The 14,253-nt window shown below is 73.3% G+C and carries 11 protein-coding genes and 2 rRNA genes; 5 read left to right on the top strand and 8 right to left on the bottom strand.

Annotated elements, in window-relative coordinates; genetic code table 11:
• Positions 1 to 11: 11 nt before the first annotated feature.
• From hpf to mtnA, 6 genes are all read right to left on the bottom strand, one after another.
• Positions 12 to 704, bottom strand: coding sequence for a ribosome hibernation-promoting factor, HPF/YfiA family (gene hpf, locus B086_RS0105940; protein WP_018565488.1), 693 nt, complete (start codon positions 702 to 704; stop codon positions 12 to 14).
• Between the two features lie 256 nt (positions 705 to 960).
• The gene (locus tag B086_RS39255) at positions 961 to 1,860 is read right to left on the bottom strand and encodes a ComF family protein (protein WP_078530995.1); all 900 of its coding nucleotides are present in this window, start codon (positions 1,858 to 1,860) and stop codon (positions 961 to 963) included.
• 210 nt (positions 1,861 to 2,070) lie between these two features.
• On the bottom strand, positions 2,071 to 3,912 hold the full coding sequence (locus B086_RS0105930) for an LpqB family beta-propeller domain-containing protein (protein ID WP_018565486.1): 1,842 nt from the start codon (positions 3,910 to 3,912) through the stop codon (positions 2,071 to 2,073).
• On the bottom strand, positions 3,902 to 6,016 hold the full coding sequence (gene mtrB, locus B086_RS0105925) for an MtrAB system histidine kinase MtrB (RefSeq protein ID WP_018565485.1): 2,115 nt from the start codon (positions 6,014 to 6,016) through the stop codon (positions 3,902 to 3,904). Before mtrB ends, B086_RS0105930 begins: the two co-directional genes overlap by 11 nt.
• A 1-nt stretch (position 6,017) precedes the next feature.
• Positions 6,018 to 6,707, bottom strand: a complete 690-nt coding sequence (gene mtrA / locus B086_RS0105920) for a two-component system response regulator MtrA (RefSeq protein WP_009188938.1) — start codon at positions 6,705 to 6,707, stop codon at positions 6,018 to 6,020.
• 144 nt (positions 6,708 to 6,851) lie between these two features.
• The gene (mtnA, locus tag B086_RS0105915; RefSeq protein ID WP_018565483.1) at positions 6,852 to 8,006 is read right to left on the bottom strand and encodes an S-methyl-5-thioribose-1-phosphate isomerase; all 1,155 of its coding nucleotides are present in this window, start codon (positions 8,004 to 8,006) and stop codon (positions 6,852 to 6,854) included.
• 140 nt (positions 8,007 to 8,146) lie between these two features.
• Between mtnA and B086_RS0105910 the strand changes: the two genes are divergently transcribed.
• Genes B086_RS0105910 through B086_RS0105890 form a run of 5 tightly spaced genes read left to right on the top strand, consistent with a single transcriptional unit; the run spans position 8,147 to position 13,865 of the window.
• Positions 8,147 to 9,571, top strand: a complete 1,425-nt coding sequence (locus B086_RS0105910) for a glycerophosphoryl diester phosphodiesterase membrane domain-containing protein (protein WP_018565482.1) — start codon at positions 8,147 to 8,149, stop codon at positions 9,569 to 9,571.
• 4 nt (positions 9,572 to 9,575) lie between these two features.
• A complete protein-coding gene (locus tag B086_RS0105905) occupies positions 9,576 to 10,367 on the top strand; it encodes a DUF4129 domain-containing protein (RefSeq protein ID WP_018565481.1) in 792 nt (263 codons plus the stop codon).
• Positions 10,364 to 11,566, top strand: coding sequence for a DUF4350 domain-containing protein (locus B086_RS0105900; protein ID WP_018565480.1), 1,203 nt, complete (start codon positions 10,364 to 10,366; stop codon positions 11,564 to 11,566). The genes B086_RS0105905 and B086_RS0105900 overlap by 4 nt, the downstream gene beginning before the upstream one ends.
• Entirely contained in the window at positions 11,566 to 12,555 is a 990-nt protein-coding gene (locus tag B086_RS0105895) for an AAA family ATPase (RefSeq protein ID WP_018565479.1), read from the top strand. The genes B086_RS0105900 and B086_RS0105895 overlap by 1 nt, the downstream gene beginning before the upstream one ends.
• Positions 12,555 to 13,865, top strand: coding sequence for a DUF58 domain-containing protein (locus tag B086_RS0105890; protein ID WP_018565478.1), 1,311 nt, complete (start codon positions 12,555 to 12,557; stop codon positions 13,863 to 13,865). The genes B086_RS0105895 and B086_RS0105890 overlap by 1 nt, the downstream gene beginning before the upstream one ends.
• Before the next feature lie 113 nt (positions 13,866 to 13,978).
• On the opposite strand, the gene rrf is transcribed toward B086_RS0105890, so the two are convergent.
• Positions 13,979 to 14,095 (bottom strand): 5S ribosomal RNA (rrf, locus tag B086_RS0105885).
• A gap of 84 nt (positions 14,096 to 14,179) precedes the next feature.
• A 23S ribosomal RNA gene (locus tag B086_RS0105880) occupies positions 14,180 to 14,253 on the bottom strand; the annotation flags it as partial.

Raw genomic sequence — 14,253 nt, 5'->3', positions numbered from 1 at the left:
GGGGCGGGTGGTCAGCCGCCCAGCATGCCGCCCGCCTCGGGCGAGTTCTCCACCGCCACCATCGTGTCCGTCCTGAGGTGGATCACGCCGTAGTCGTAGGCGTGCCGCCGGTAGACCACGCTCGGTTCCTTGGTCTCCGAGTCGACGAACAGGTAGAAGTCGTGCCCGACCAGCTCCATCTCGTAGAGAGCCTGGTCGAGGGTCATCGGAGCGGCGAGGTGGGTCTTCTCGCGGACCACGAGCGGGCCGTCGCCCTGCACCTCCAGCGAGCCCACCCTCTTCGTCGGCACGTGGTCAGCGGCCTCCTCGGCGGCGGTCTGCCCGCTGCCGTTGAGCGCGGCCACGCCCGGCACGCGGTCGGGGACCTCGGACGCCGGGATCCGCCGCGCACCGCGCCGGGAGAAACGCTTGTCGTGCTGCTTGCGCAGCAGCGCGTGCAGCTTCTCCGCCGCGAGGTCGAGTGCCGCGTACGGGTCGCTGGCCGCCGCCTCCGCCCGGACCACCGGACCGCGGGAGCGGAGCGTGATCTCCACTCGGTCGCAACGGTCGGCCTGCCGGGGGTTGGGCTCCTTGGACACCTCGACGTCGAGGCTGATCACCTTGCCGTCGAGCTTCTGGATCTTCTCCAGGTTCAGCTTCTCGGCCACGTGCTTGCGGAACCGGTCGGGCACCTCTGTCTTGCGGCCCTTGACGACGATGTCCACGCAGAACTCCGTTCCCGGATCGCTCCGCTTCGACGGCGGAGCATCTCCCTTTCGCACCCGGTTCCGGTCAGGTCCGGAACCTCGGACTCGGTGACGTCCACCTCCCCTTCCCCGCGGGCGAGATCTCCACCCTGCCGATACGGGGAGATTGCGAAAAAGCGCAAACTCGCGGCACGGCATTCGGATATGACGGGAACGGCCTGCGCCTTTCCCTCACACCCCGAACATATCTCGCCGGGTGGGATGGCGTCACCCTCTACCGCGGTGTACCTCCATCCAGGTGAATTGACCCTGTCATTACCTGCAACGATGCGTCTCCGCTGTCAGTTCCGTCTATTTCGAAGGAATCCGGTGGAGCGGCGACGACGGCCGCGCAGATCACGTCACCGCTTCCGCCGGCATCCGCCAATTCGGATGTGCCGTACAACGGGTTCCCCTCCTTCCGCCGTGTTACCGGCTTCCGTTCCTCCATCCCTTCCCGGACCCGCGCCGTGTACACGGCCGACCTCACCGCGCGCGCCGCCTCCGTCAGCGAGGCACCCGTCGTCATCAGGTCGTCGACCAGCACGACGGACCCTTCCAGGAGCAGCGGGCCACCGCCCGGGACCGTCCGCAGCGCACCGGCGAGGTTCGCCTGCCGCTGCCGGGAGCCGAGCGCCGACTGGTCGGCCACGGCGCGCCGCTGCCGCAGCACGGTGAGCGTCCGGGCCGGCAGTCCCGAACGGCGCAGCTCACCGGCGGCCGCCAGCGCGATCCGCCGCACCGGATCGTGCCCCCGGGCCCGCACGGCGCCCCGCGCGGAGGGCACCGGCACCAGCAGCACCGGTCTGATGCCGCCCCGGACCGGGTCCCGGCTCCCGGCCGCGCGCAGCCCGGACCGCACGGCGCCCGCCAGCGCCGCACCCGGTGGTCCGGCCAGGGACAGCGCTCCCCTTTCCTTGTGGGCGAGGAGAGCCGCCCTGACCTCGTCCGCGTACGGAGCGGCCGCGTGCACGGGCGGCAGACCGCGCGGCGCCGGGTCCGGCCGCACCCGGCCCGGCGCGGCCCGGCCGAGAGCCGCACGGCACCGGGGGCAGAGCACCGTGCGCGGCCTGCCGCAGCCTCCGCACTCGGTCGGCAGTACCAGGTCGGTGAGGTCCCGCCACCACCTGCGCATACATCCACTGTGCCGAGGCGGCGCCGCGTCGGCCACCCCTGTGGACAACGGGGCGCGACGCCCTGTGGACAACCCCTACGACGCCGGGCAGGGCTTCACCCGCACGAGTGAAGGCCCCGGCCCAAGAAGGGACCGGGGCCGAGGTCGGGGCCCGGAGGCCGGAGGAAAGCCGTACTCACCCCGAAGCCGAGACCCCCTCGAAGCCGAGACTCACCCGGGATAGACGGGCTCCGCCCCCTCCTTGACCACCTTCTGCCACTGCGCCACGGACGACATCCGCACCAGCCCGTCCGCCTCCGAGTAGGCCACCAGCGGCAGCCGCTCGTCCTCGGACGCGGCGATGGAGCGCACCCCGGTGAGCGCGGCGGGCGCGGGGACGTCCGGCGTGGAGCCGTCGACCTGCACGTACCGCATGGTCTGCACACCGCCCTGCTCGCGTCCGGCGACCACGAGGCGGCTGTCGCCCGCCCAGGACATGGCGGTGACGTCCTCCATGTCGGGGGCCGCCGACCGCAGTTCGAGCACCGCGACCGCGGACCGCCCATCGGCCTTGGCGTCCCGTTCGATCCGCCCGATGAGCAGGGACTTGGTGTGGTCCTTGTGCTCCACGAGCAGGGCGATGCGCACACCGTCGGCGGCGACCCGCACCGCGTCGATGCGTCCGTCGAGACCGGGGACGGCCACCTCGACCGGCTGGCCGGTGCCCTGCTCCAGCACCATCAGCCGCGGCCGGGCCGGATCGCGGTCGGCCACCCACAGGTCGCCGCGCGCGTCCCAGCTCGGCGGTGTCAGCCGGTCGTCCTCCGTCTTGCCGTTGCTCCGCAGCACCGGCGTACCGAGCGCGCCGCCCTGCTCCAGCGGCCCGACGAACAGTTCCCTGCGGTCGTTGCTGACCCCGGCGGCGCTGCGCTCGTCCCATGCCACCGCCGCCGAGCCGAGCCGCTGGACGCCCTCGCCCAGGGCGCCCGGCACCGGTTCGACCGTCGTCCCGGAGCTGGCGCCGGGGATCCGCACCAGCCGGCGCTTGTCGTCGAGGAAGTACAGGTACTCGGGCCGCTTCACCGGCCCGCGGGTGGCCACAGTGCGGGCCCGGTCCGCGCCGAGCGTGCACAGCGTGCTCCCGTCGGCGCGCTGCAACGCCACCGTCTCCACGGTCGGCGTGAGGTTCTGCACCGTGTACAGCACCTGCGCGGCCATCTCCCAGCAGCGTTCGCTGCCGACCCCGGACGCCTTGGCGTTCAGCGGCACGGTCAGCCGGTTCTGGTCGTCGGGTGCCAGCCCGGTGACGTCCTTGCGCAGCGCCGTCCCGGTCGGGAAGCTCGACCTGACCACCCGGTCCAGCCAGCGGGTCGGGCCGGTGAGCACCGAGCGGACCACCTGGGTCATGGCGTCGACGCGCTGCCGTACGTACACGGGATCGGCGACGGCCGTGGCCGGTCGCCGGACGCCGCCCGGCGTGTTCGAGGCGAAGTAGTACTTGTTGACGGGCATGTAGTTGCGCTGGAAGTCCGAGCGGCCCATGAGGACCCCCTGCGGCGGCGTGTCGATGCGCCACTGCCCGGACTTCCTGTCGCGCGTCAGGTGCACCGACTGGCTGTAGCGGCCGTCCAGCGGCGCGTACGACTGCTGCTCGTCCACCCGGGCCACCTTGCTGCCGGTGAGCGTGAACGCGTAGTCACCGGTGTCCTCGTGCGCCGTGGCCCGGTCGACCTCGATGTCCCATCCGTCGGCGAGCACGGTCGTGGACGTCTCGGGCCGCCACTGCCGCGCGGCCGTCGTCGTCAGATACTGCCGGGCCGTCGCGTACTGCGGGTCGTCGCTGGTCAGCGCCTCAAGGAAGCCCTGCACGATCTCGGACGGCGGTGCGTTGTCCCTGGGAGGCATGGCGAACACCCGTACCTCGGTGTCCTGGCGCGGCGTGGACTCCACGTCCCGCAGGTCGCCGTTGTCGGGCATCGAGGCGCACCCCGCGAGCAGGACGACCCCCCAGGCGGCGCACACCAGCGCACGCATCCGCCGACGCCGCGCGCCCCCCTCGCGGTCAGCGCCCACGAAATGCCTCCCCCTGCTCCTTCGCGGCCCCGGGCCCGGCGCCCTCCGGGCTCGCGACCCCGCCCGCACGTTCCTCGGCCGGCCTCTCCACGGCGGACGTCCCCGCCTCCGGCGCCGACGCGGTGGTGTCCTGCCGCCGTGTGCCCGAGGCGGGCCGCGGCACCACGCGCGCGCCGTTGCCCGGCAGCGCGGTCGGATCGGCGGTGGGGGCCGCCACGGGCGACCGGGCCGCTATCGGGTCCCGGCTCTGTCCCGCGCAGCGCTCCGCGGTCGGCTGGGCGGGCACGGTGGCCCGCTTCGCGGCGCGGCCCGCACCGGCCGCGTCGCGGCCGCTGTTGCGCCGCGCGTCCTTGGGCTCCAGCGGTATCGGCGAACCCCGCAGCGGCTCGTCGGCCGTCCTGGGCAGCGTCAGCCGGAACTGCGAACCGCCGCCCGGCTCGCCCCACGCCTGGAGCCAGCCGCCGTGCAGCCGGGCGTCCTCCAGGGCGATCGACAGCCCCAGACCCGTACCGCCGGTGGTACGCGCGCGTGCCGGGTCGGCGCGCCAGAAGCGGCTGAAGACGCGGGTCGCCTCACCCGGCTTGAGCCCGACGCCGTAGTCGCGCACCGCGACGGCGACCGCGCCGCCCGCGGCGCCCAGCCGGACGACGACGTCCCGCCCCTCGCCGTGCTCGACGGCGTTGACGACCAGATTGCGCAGGACGCGCTCCACCCGCCGGGCGTCGACCTCGGCGACGACGGGCTGCTGGTCGCCGGTGACGCGTATGCAGGTGCCCTTGCGGTCCGCGAGCGGCTCGGCGCCGCTGACCACGCGCCGCACGACCTCGCGCAGGTCGACCGGTTCCGCCTCCAGGGCCGCGGCGCCCGCGTCGAAGCGGCTGATCTCCAGCAGGTCGGCGAGCAGCGACTCGAACCGGTCCACCTGGTCGAGCAGCAGCTCCGCCGACCGCGCCGTGACCGGGTCGAAGTCCTCGCGCGCCTCATGGATGACGTCGGCGGCCATCCGTACGGTCGTCAGCGGTGTCCGCAGTTCGTGCGAGACGTCGGAGACGAACCGGCGCTGCATCCGGGACAGGTCCTCCAGCTGGTTGATCTTCAGCTGGAGGTTCTGCGCCATCTTGTTGAACGCCTCGCCCAGACGGGCGATGTCGTCCTCGCCGGTGACCTTCATCCGCTCCTGGAGCCGCCCGGCCGACAGCCGCTCGGCGATCCCGGCGGCCATGCGCACCGGCGTCACCACCTGGCGCACCACGAGCCAGGCGATCGCGCCGAGCAGGACGACGACGAAGAGCCCGGCCGTGGCCAGCGTCCCCTTGACCAGGCCGAGCGACTTCTCCTCCTGGGTGAGCGGGAAGAGGTAGTACAGCTGGTACGGGTCGCCGTTGGGGTCGTTGACCTGCTTGCCGATGACCAGGGCGGGCTGGGGCACCTTGTCGGCGTCCTTGTAGACGATGCGCGTGTAGCTCTGTGCGGCGGTCATGCTGCCGTTGATCCGGGCGCGCAGGTCCTCCGGGACGCTCACGGTCGGATCCACCTGGCCGGAGGCGCGCGGACCGCGCCCGCCGACGCTCTCCTCGCCCGCGGGCAGCGTCACCACGTCGAAGGCGCCCTGGCCGCCGCTGGAGAGCGAGGAGACCAGTTCACTCATCCAGGAGATGACGTTCTGCGAGGCGTGCCCGTCAGCGGGTGTGCCGGCGGCATCGTCCCCGGCGCCGCTCGCGGCCTCGTCGGCCCGCTGCTTGGCGACCGCGAACCCGCCCGTCGCCTGGCTCTGCGACGCCTTGACCTTGGCGTCGAGCAGACCGTTGCGGACCTGGCCGATGACGACGAAGCCCAGCAGCAGCACGACACCCAGCGACATCAGCAGGGTGGTGGCGACGACCTTGAGCTGGATGTTGCGCCGCCACAGGCGCATGACGGGCAGCAGCGGCCTGCGCACCCAGCGCATCAGCAGCCGCAGCACCGGGCTGCCCTGCACACCGCCGTGCAGCAGCCCGCCCTCCAGGAGGCGTCGCCAGCGGGAACCCGCGCCCTTCCGGCCGACAGGCCGCTCCGCGCGGGTCCCGGTCCGTCCGGGCGCCGAAGCGGCACTGTCCCCGGACATGTCAGCTCGGTCCGGCCTTGTAGCCGACACCACGGACGGTCACCACGATCTCCGGCTTCTCCGGGTCCTTCTCGACCTTGGAACGCAGCCGCTGGACATGCACGTTCACCAGGCGGGTGTCCGCCGCGTGGCGGTAGCCCCACACCTGCTCCAGGAGCACCTCGCGGGTGAACACCTGCCACGGCTTGCGGGCGAGCGCGACCAGCAGGTCGAACTCCAGCGGGGTCAGCGCGATCGACTGCCCGTCCCGCTTCACGGAGTGCCCGGCCACATCGATGACCAGGTCACCGATGGCGAGCTGCTCGGGAGCGGGCTCCTCCGAACGGCGCAGCCGCGCCCGGATCCGGGCGACCAGCTCCTTCGGCTTGAACGGCTTGACGATGTAGTCGTCGGCCCCGGACTCCAGGCCCACGACGACATCGACGGTGTCGCTCTTGGCGGTCAGCATCACGATCGGCACGCCGGACTCGGCCCTGATCAGGCGGCAGACCTCGATGCCGTCCCGGCCGGGCAGCATCAGGTCGAGCAGCACCAGATCGGGCTTGGCCTCCCGGAAAGCGGCCAGCGCCTTGTCGCCGTCAGCCACGAACGACGGCTCGAAACCCTCACCACGCAGCACGATCCCGAGCATCTCGGCCAGTGCGGTGTCGTCGTCGACGACAAGGACTCGTCCCTTCATAAACGACATCATCCCATTCTCGTAACGGTGGCGAAGATCCAGGTGAGACAGCTCACTGGCCTGTGACGATAGTCGTACGGAGCCGTCACTGTCTGCCCGCGTCCCGGGAACGGGCACCGCACGAGCCCCGGCCGGTGTCCTCCTCCGCCCCGCCGCCTACCCTCTCCCGTGTTCCTCCGCCGCCCGTCGCGAGCGCGCGCACAGCTCGGCCAGTCCCTCGGCCGTCACCGGCGACAGGGCGCCCTGTTCGGTGACGATCGCGGTCACCAGCTCCGGCGGGGTCACGTCGAACGCCGGGTTGTACGCCTGCGTACCGAGCGGCGCGACCGGGATGCCGCCACCGGCGCCCGTCCCCGGGGCCTGCGGTGCCGCCAGCTCCGTCACCTCGTGCCCCGGACGCTGCTCCACCTCGATGGACGCCCCGTCCGGAGTCCGCTCGTCCACCGTCGTCACCGGGGCGACCACGATGAACGGCACGTGGTGGTAGCGGGCGAGCACCGCCAGCGGATAGCTGCCCACCTTGTTGGCCACCGAGCCGTCCGCCGCGATGCGGTCCGCGCCGATCAGCACCGCGTCCACCTCACCCGCGGCGAACAGCGAACCGGCCGCGTTGTCGGCGAGCAGCGTGTACGCCAGACCGTTGCGCGCCGCCTCGTACGCCGTCAGACGCGCCCCCTGGAGCAGCGGCCGGGTCTCGTCCACCCACAGCCGGCGCAGCCGCCCCGCCCGGTGCGCCGCCAGCGCCACCGCGAACGCCGTGCCCTCCCCGCCCGACACCAGCGCCCCGGTGTTGCAGTGCGTGAGGATCCGGTGCCCACCGGCCGGCAGCAGCTCGTCCAGCAGCGCGAGCCCGTGCTCGGCCATGCGCGCGCTGGCCCGCGCGTCCTCCCGGTGCAGCTGCCGCGCCGCGGCCAGCGCCGCCGGAGCGGCCAGCAGCGGATCACCGGTCTCGGCCAGCGCGGTGTGATAGGCCGACCGCGCCCGGTGCACCCCCACCGAGAGGTTCACCGCGGTCGGCCGCGCTCCCGCGAGCGCGTCGGCGGCGTCGTCCACGTCGAAGCCGCGCGCGGCGGCGAGCGCGACGCCGTACGCCCCGGCGATGCCCAGCAGCGGCGCCCCGCGCACGGCGAGCGACCGGATCGCCTCCACCAGCGCGGGCGCGTCCGTGCACACCAGCTCGACCTCCTGGGCGGGCAGCCTCGTCTGGTCCAGGAGGACCAGGACGGGGCCCTCGGGCGGCTCCTCCCAGCGAAGGGCGGGAATCCCCGGCGGCCGGTTGTCCTCGCGAGCCTGCGCGTACTGATCAGCCATGCCGTCAGTGTTCCCCGTATCCCGCGGACAATGGAAGGCGTACAGCGGCCACCGCGGCAGATCACCCTGACACCGCCCCATGGCACGATGGCACCCCACCTGCCGCCGCGACCGCGGACGGGCACCGTGAAGGAGCGACGATGAACGACACTCCGGGCTGGGCCTCGCCCGGATCCGCCCCGTCCGACGGGCAGGAACCCGGCGCGTCCGGCCCTGCCGACCCCGCCGGCCGCCCCGACCCGTCCTCGCCGGCCCAGCCCGAGCGGCCCGCGGACCAGCCCGGAGCGCAGCCGCAGAACCCCGGCCCCAGGTGGTCCAAGGAGCAGCCTCCGGCCGGCCAGTGGTCCGCGCCCACCGGGGGTCCCGCGGCCCCGGCACCCGGCCAGACCCCGCCCCCGCCGCCCCCCGGCCCCGGCTGGGGCGCCCCGCCGCCCGCGGGCGGCGGCTACGGATACGGCGGGTACGGCGCCCCCGGAGGCCCCGGAGGCTACGGCGGCCCAGGTGGCTACGGACCCGGCGGCCACGGTCCCGGTCCCGGCGGATACGGCGCCTGGGGCGCCGGCTGGGGCGGGCCGCCGCCCGCGGCCAAGCCCGGTGTGATCCCGCTGCGCCCGCTCGGCCTGGGCGAGATCCTCGACGGCGCCGTGTCCACGATGCGCGCCCACTGGCGGGCCGTGCTCGGCATCGCGCTGGCCATCGCGGTCGTCACCGAGATCGTCGTCATCCTGGTACAGCGCCTGGCGCTGAACAACGTCATCGACAACGACGCGCTCAAGGACCCGGACGCCACGCCCCGCGAAGTGCTCCGGGCCACGGGCGACAGCCTCCTCGGCTCCGGCATCATCTTCCTGGTAGGCGTCGTCGGTATCGTCCTCGCCACCGGCCTGCTCACCACGGTCACCAGCCGCGCGGTGCTCGGCAGGTCCGTCACCCTGCGCGAGGCCTGGCGCGACGCCGCTCCCCAGCTGCCCAGGCTGCTCGGTCTGCTCCTCGTGCTGCTGGTCATCTGCCTCGGCGTCTTCGCCATGGGCATGGTGCCCGGCCTCATCGTCGCCGCGACCGGGTCCCCTGTCGGAGGCACCGCGATCGCCGTCCTCGGCGCACTGGGCGCCGGTGTGGTCGCCATCTGGCTCGCGGTCCGCTTCTCCCTCGCCCCGGCCGCGCTGATGCTGGAGAAGCAGGGCATCAAGAAGGCGATGAGCCGCTCCGTCAAGCTGGTCAACGGCTCCTGGTGGCGGATCTTCGGCATCCAGCTCCTGACCGCGCTGATCGTCGGCATCATCTCGGCGATCATCGTCATCCCCTTCAGCCTGATCGCCTCCGCCTTCAGCGACGGCGGGTTCTCCGGCCTCCTGGACGGCAGCACCCAGCTCAGCTGGACGTACCTGGTCATCACCGGCATCGGCTCGGTGATCGGCTCCATGATCAAACTTCCGATCACGGCCGGTGTCACCGTGCTCCTCTACGTCGACCAGCGCATCCGCCGCGAAGCCCTCGACCTGGAACTGGCCCGCGCCGCAGGCGTCCAGGGCCACGGCACCGACGCAGCCGCCTCCGGAAGCTGATGCCGTGAGCCTGCCGGGGGGAGTTCTCACAGCGCCGACCGCGCCCGCGCGCGCGGCGGACCACGCCGACGGGATCCTGCGGTCCCTGCCGCGCATCGGGCACACATTCGCCCTGGCCCAGCCGGACCCCGACGGCACACCACCGGTGACCCTCCCGCGCGACCCCGCGCGGGAGGCCGCCCGCCGCGAACTGTCCAAGCGCGTGTACCACGAGAACGACCCCGGCCTGTTCCAACGCGCACTCGACCACTTCTGGGACTGGGTCGGCAGACTCTTCGACTCCGCCTCGACGGCCACCCCCGGCGGCACGGCCGGACTCGTCGTGATCGTCCTTGCCGTCCTCGCCGTACTGGGCGCCCTGTGGTGGCGCCTGGGCACACCGCACCGCGAACCCGCCTCCGCCCCCGCCCTGTTCGACGACCGCCCCCGCAGCGCCGCCGAACACCGCGCCGCCGCCGAGGCACACGCCGCCCAGGGCCACTGGAACCCCGCCGTCCAGGAACGCATGCGCGCCCTCGTCCGCTCCCTGGAGGAACGCGCCCTCCTCGACACCCGCCCCGGCCGCACCGCCGACGAGGCCGCGGCCGAAGCGGGCCGCACCCTGCCCGCCCACGCCGACCGGCTGCACACCGCCGCCCGCGACTTCGACGGCGTCACATACGGCGGCCGCCGCGCCACCGAGCAGACGTACCGCCACATCGCCGCACTCGACCGCGACCTGGAGCACACCCGGCCCCAGCTGACCGCGAGCACGACGAGCACGACCGGCACCACCCACCGGGGAGCCGCCGGATGACCACCGAGGCAACCACCACGGCCCCGCCCCCGGCCACCTCGACCTCGCCCACCGCCCGGCAGACCTGGACCCGCGCGCGCGGCATCCTGCTCGCGCTGCTGATCCTGCTCGCCGCGGGCCTCGTCCTGGCCGCACTGCGCTCCGGGGACCGGCACGGCCGCCTCGACCCGCGCTCCGCCGACCCGCACGGCAGCCGCGCCGTCGCCGCTCTCCTCACCGACCGGCACGTCAGCAGCCGCGTCGTCACCGGCCTCGACGCGGCACGCGCCGCGGCAGGACCCGACACCACCCTGCTCGTCGCCGTCCCCGACCTGCTGACGCACGACCAGCAGTCCCGGCTGCGCGCCGCCACCGCCGGCACCGGCGGACGCACCGTCCTCGTCGCCCCCGGCACTCCCTCCCTCGACCGCCTGGCCCCCGGCGTCACCGTCGACACCGCACCCGGCTTCGACACCGTGCTCGCACCCGGCTGCACCCTGCCCGCCGCCCGCCGCGCCGGACCCGCCGAACTCGGCGACGGCATCCGCTACTCGACCACCGTGCGCGCCGACTCCTGCTACCCGAGCGACGGCCTGCCCACCCTGCTGCGCATCCCGCAGGCCGCGCACGGCGACACCGTCGTCCTCGGCGCGCCCGACATCCTCTTCAACAACCGCCTCGACCAGCAGGGCAACGCCTCGCTCGCCCTCCAACTCCTCGGCTCGCGCCCTCATCTCGTCTGGTACCTCCCCTCGCTCGACGACGCCTCCGCCCCCGACAGCGGCGAGCGCGGCTTCTTCGACCTGCTGCCCTCCGGCTGGCTCTGGGGCACCCTCCAGCTCTTCATCGCCGCCGCACTGGCGGCCCTGTGGCGGGCACTCCGCTTCGGCCCCCTCGTGCCCGAGAAACTCCCCGTCGCGATCCGCGCCTCCGAAACCACCGAGGGCCGCGCCCGCCTCTACCGCAAGGTGAACGCCCGCGACCGCGCCGCCGCCGCTCTTCGCTCCGCCACCCGCACCCGCCTCGCTCCCCTCGTCGGCATCCCCACCTCCCAGGCGCACACGCCCGAGGCACTCCTCCCCGCCCTGTCCGCCCGCCTGGACGGCGGCGCACAGCCCCTGCACGACCTGCTCTTCGGCCCGCCGCCCGGCGACGACGCGGCCCTCGTCTCCCTCGCCGACCGACTCGACGCCCTCGAAAGAGAGGTACGCCGTCCATGATGGACCCGACCACTGACAACGCCGGGCACACCGGGGACGCGACCGCCGCCCGGTCCTCCCTGGAGGCCCTGCGGGCCGAGATCGCCAAGGCCGTGGTCGGCCAGGACCCCGCCGTGACCGGTCTCGTCGTCGCCCTGCTCTGCCGCGGCCACGTCCTGCTCGAAGGCGTCCCCGGAGTCGCCAAGACCCTCCTCGTGCGCACCCTCGCCGCCGCACTCGAACTCGACACCAAACGCGTCCAGTTCACCCCCGACCTGATGCCCAGCGACGTCACCGGCTCCCTCGTCTACGACGCGCGCACCACCCGGTTCTCCTTCCAGCCCGGCCCGGTCTTCACGAACCTCCTCCTCGCCGACGAGATCAACCGCACCCCGCCGAAGACCCAGTCCTCGCTGCTGGAGGCCATGGAGGAACGCCAGGTCACCGTCGACGGCACACCGCGCCCGCTCCCCGACCCCTTCCTGGTCATCGCCACCCAGAACCCGGTCGAGTACGAGGGCACCTACCCGCTGCCCGAGGCCCAGCTGGACCGCTTCCTCCTCAAGCTGACCATCCCCCTGCCCTCCCGGGACGACGAGATCGACGTCCTCACCCGGCACGCCGCCGGCTTCGACCCGCGTGACCTGCACAGCGCCGGCGTACGCCCCGTGGCGGGCCCCGCCGACCTGCAAGCCGCCCGCACCGCGATCGCCGCGACCACCGTCTCCCCCGAGATCGCCGCCTACGTCGTCGACATCTGCCGCGCCACCCGCGCATCCCCGTCCCTCTCCCTTGGCGTCTCCCCGCGCGGCGCCACCGCCCTGCTGTCCACCGCACGTGCCTGGGCCTGGCTGACCGGCAGCGACTACGTCATCCCCGACGACGTCAAAGCCCTCGCCCTGCCCACCCTGCGCCACCGCGTACAGCTGCGCCCGGAAGCGGAGATGGAGGGTGTCACCGCCGACTCGGTGATCACCGCGGTCCTCACCCACGTCCCGGTCCCCCGCTGATGGCCCTCACCGGACGCGCCGCACTCCTCGCGGCCCTCGGTTCCGTCCCCGTCGGCCTCTTGGACGCCGGCTGGACCGGCGTCCTCGCCGTCAACGCGCCCCTGGCCGTCGCCTGCGCCTGCGACTACGCCCTGGCCGCGCCCGTACGCCGCCTCGGCCTGAGCCGCTCCGGCGACACCTCCGTACGCCTGGGCGACACCGCCGATGTCACGCTCACCGTCACCAACCCGTCCGGCCGCCCCCTGCGGGCCCGGATCCGCGACGCCTGGCCGCCCAGCAGCTGGCAGCCCGGCACGGAGACCGACGCCTCACGCCACCGCCTGACCGTCCCCGCCGGTGAACGCCGCCGGCTGACGACGCGGCTGCGCCCCACCCGCCGCGGCGACCGCCGGGCCGACCGTGTCACCGTCCGCTCCTACGGCCCGCTCGGCCTCTTCTCCCGCCAGGGCACCCACCAGGTCCCCTGGACGGTACGGGTCCTGCCCCCGTTCACCAGCCGCAAGCACCTGCCGTCCAAACTGGCCCGGCTCCGCGAACTCGACGGCCGTACCAGCGTCCTCACCCGCGGAGAGGGCACCGAGTTCGACAGCCTGCGCGACTACGTGCCCGGCGACGACACCCGCTCCATCGACTGGCGCGCCACCGCCCGCCAGTCCGCGGTCGCCGTCCGCACCTGGCGCCCCGAACGCGACCGCCACATCCTGCTCGTCCTCGACACGGGCCGCACCTCGGCCGGCCGGGTCGCGGACGCGCCCCGCCTGGACGCCGCCATGGACGCCGCCCTGCTCCTGGCCGCCCTCGCCTCCCGGGCCGGGGACCGCGTCGACCTCCTCGCCTACGACCGCCGGGTACGGGCCCTCGTCCAGGGCCGCGCCGCGGGAATGCTCCTCCCGTCCCTGGTCAACGCCATGGCGACGCTGGAAGCCGAACTCGTCGAGACGGACGCCCGGGGCCTCGCGGCGACCGCACTGCGCACGGCGCCCCGCCGCTCCCTGCTCGTCCTGCTCACCAGCCTGGACCCGGCCCCCGTGGAAGAGGGGCTGCTCCCAGTCCTCCCTCAGCTCACACAACGGCACACCGTACTGGTCGCCTCGGTCGCGGATCCGTACGTGGCCCGCATGGCCGCCGCCCGAGGCAGCACGGACGCGGTGTACGAAGCCGCTGCGGCGGCCCAGGCCCAGGGCGAACGCCAGCGCACCGCGGAACAACTGCGCCGTCAGGGAGTCACCGTCGTCGACGCGACTCCGGACAACCTGGCTCCCGCACTCGCGGACGCCTACCTGGCATTGAAAGCAGCGGGCCGGCTCTGAAACACGGACCCTTTCCGCTCCAGAAACGGAAAGGGGACGGAAAGAACACCCTGAAAAGCCCCTGAACGCAGAAAAACCCCGCACCGTGAGGTGCGGGGTTTTCCCTAAAATTTGTTCGGCGGTGTCCTACTCTCCCACAGGGTCCCCCCTGCAGTACCATCGGCGCTGTAAGGCTTAGCTTCCGGGTTCGGAATGTAACCGGGCGTTTCCCTCACGCTATGACCACCGAAACACTATGAAACAATCAACCGCACCATGTGTGGCACATGGGGTTGTTCGTGGTTTCAGAACCAACACAGTGGACGCGAGCAACTGAGGACAAGCCCTCGGCCTATTAGTACCGGTCACCTCCACACGTTACCGTGCTTCCAGATCCGGCCTATCAACC

The organism is Streptomyces sp. PsTaAH-124 (assembly GCF_000373685.1).
Taxonomy (GTDB): domain Bacteria; phylum Actinomycetota; class Actinomycetes; order Streptomycetales; family Streptomycetaceae; genus Streptomyces; species Streptomyces andamanensis.
This window is presented reverse-complemented; position numbering and strand designations above follow the sequence as displayed.

Coding starts and splice junctions, on each gene's coding strand:
- B086_RS0105910 (WP_018565482.1), top strand. CDS start 8,147: ATGAACGACACTCCGGGCTGGGCCTCGCCCGGATCCGCCCCGTCCGAC.
- mtrA (WP_009188938.1), bottom strand. CDS start 6,707: ATGATGTCGTTTATGAAGGGACGAGTCCTTGTCGTCGACGACGACACC.
- B086_RS39255 (WP_078530995.1), bottom strand. CDS start 1,860: ATGCGCAGGTGGTGGCGGGACCTCACCGACCTGGTACTGCCGACCGAG.
- B086_RS0105895 (WP_018565479.1), top strand. CDS start 11,566: ATGGACCCGACCACTGACAACGCCGGGCACACCGGGGACGCGACCGCC.
- B086_RS0105890 (WP_018565478.1), top strand. CDS start 12,555: ATGGCCCTCACCGGACGCGCCGCACTCCTCGCGGCCCTCGGTTCCGTC.
- mtrB (WP_018565485.1), bottom strand. CDS start 6,016: ATGTCCGGGGACAGTGCCGCTTCGGCGCCCGGACGGACCGGGACCCGC.
- B086_RS0105900 (WP_018565480.1), top strand. CDS start 10,364: ATGACCACCGAGGCAACCACCACGGCCCCGCCCCCGGCCACCTCGACC.
- mtnA (WP_018565483.1), bottom strand. CDS start 8,006: ATGGCTGATCAGTACGCGCAGGCTCGCGAGGACAACCGGCCGCCGGGG.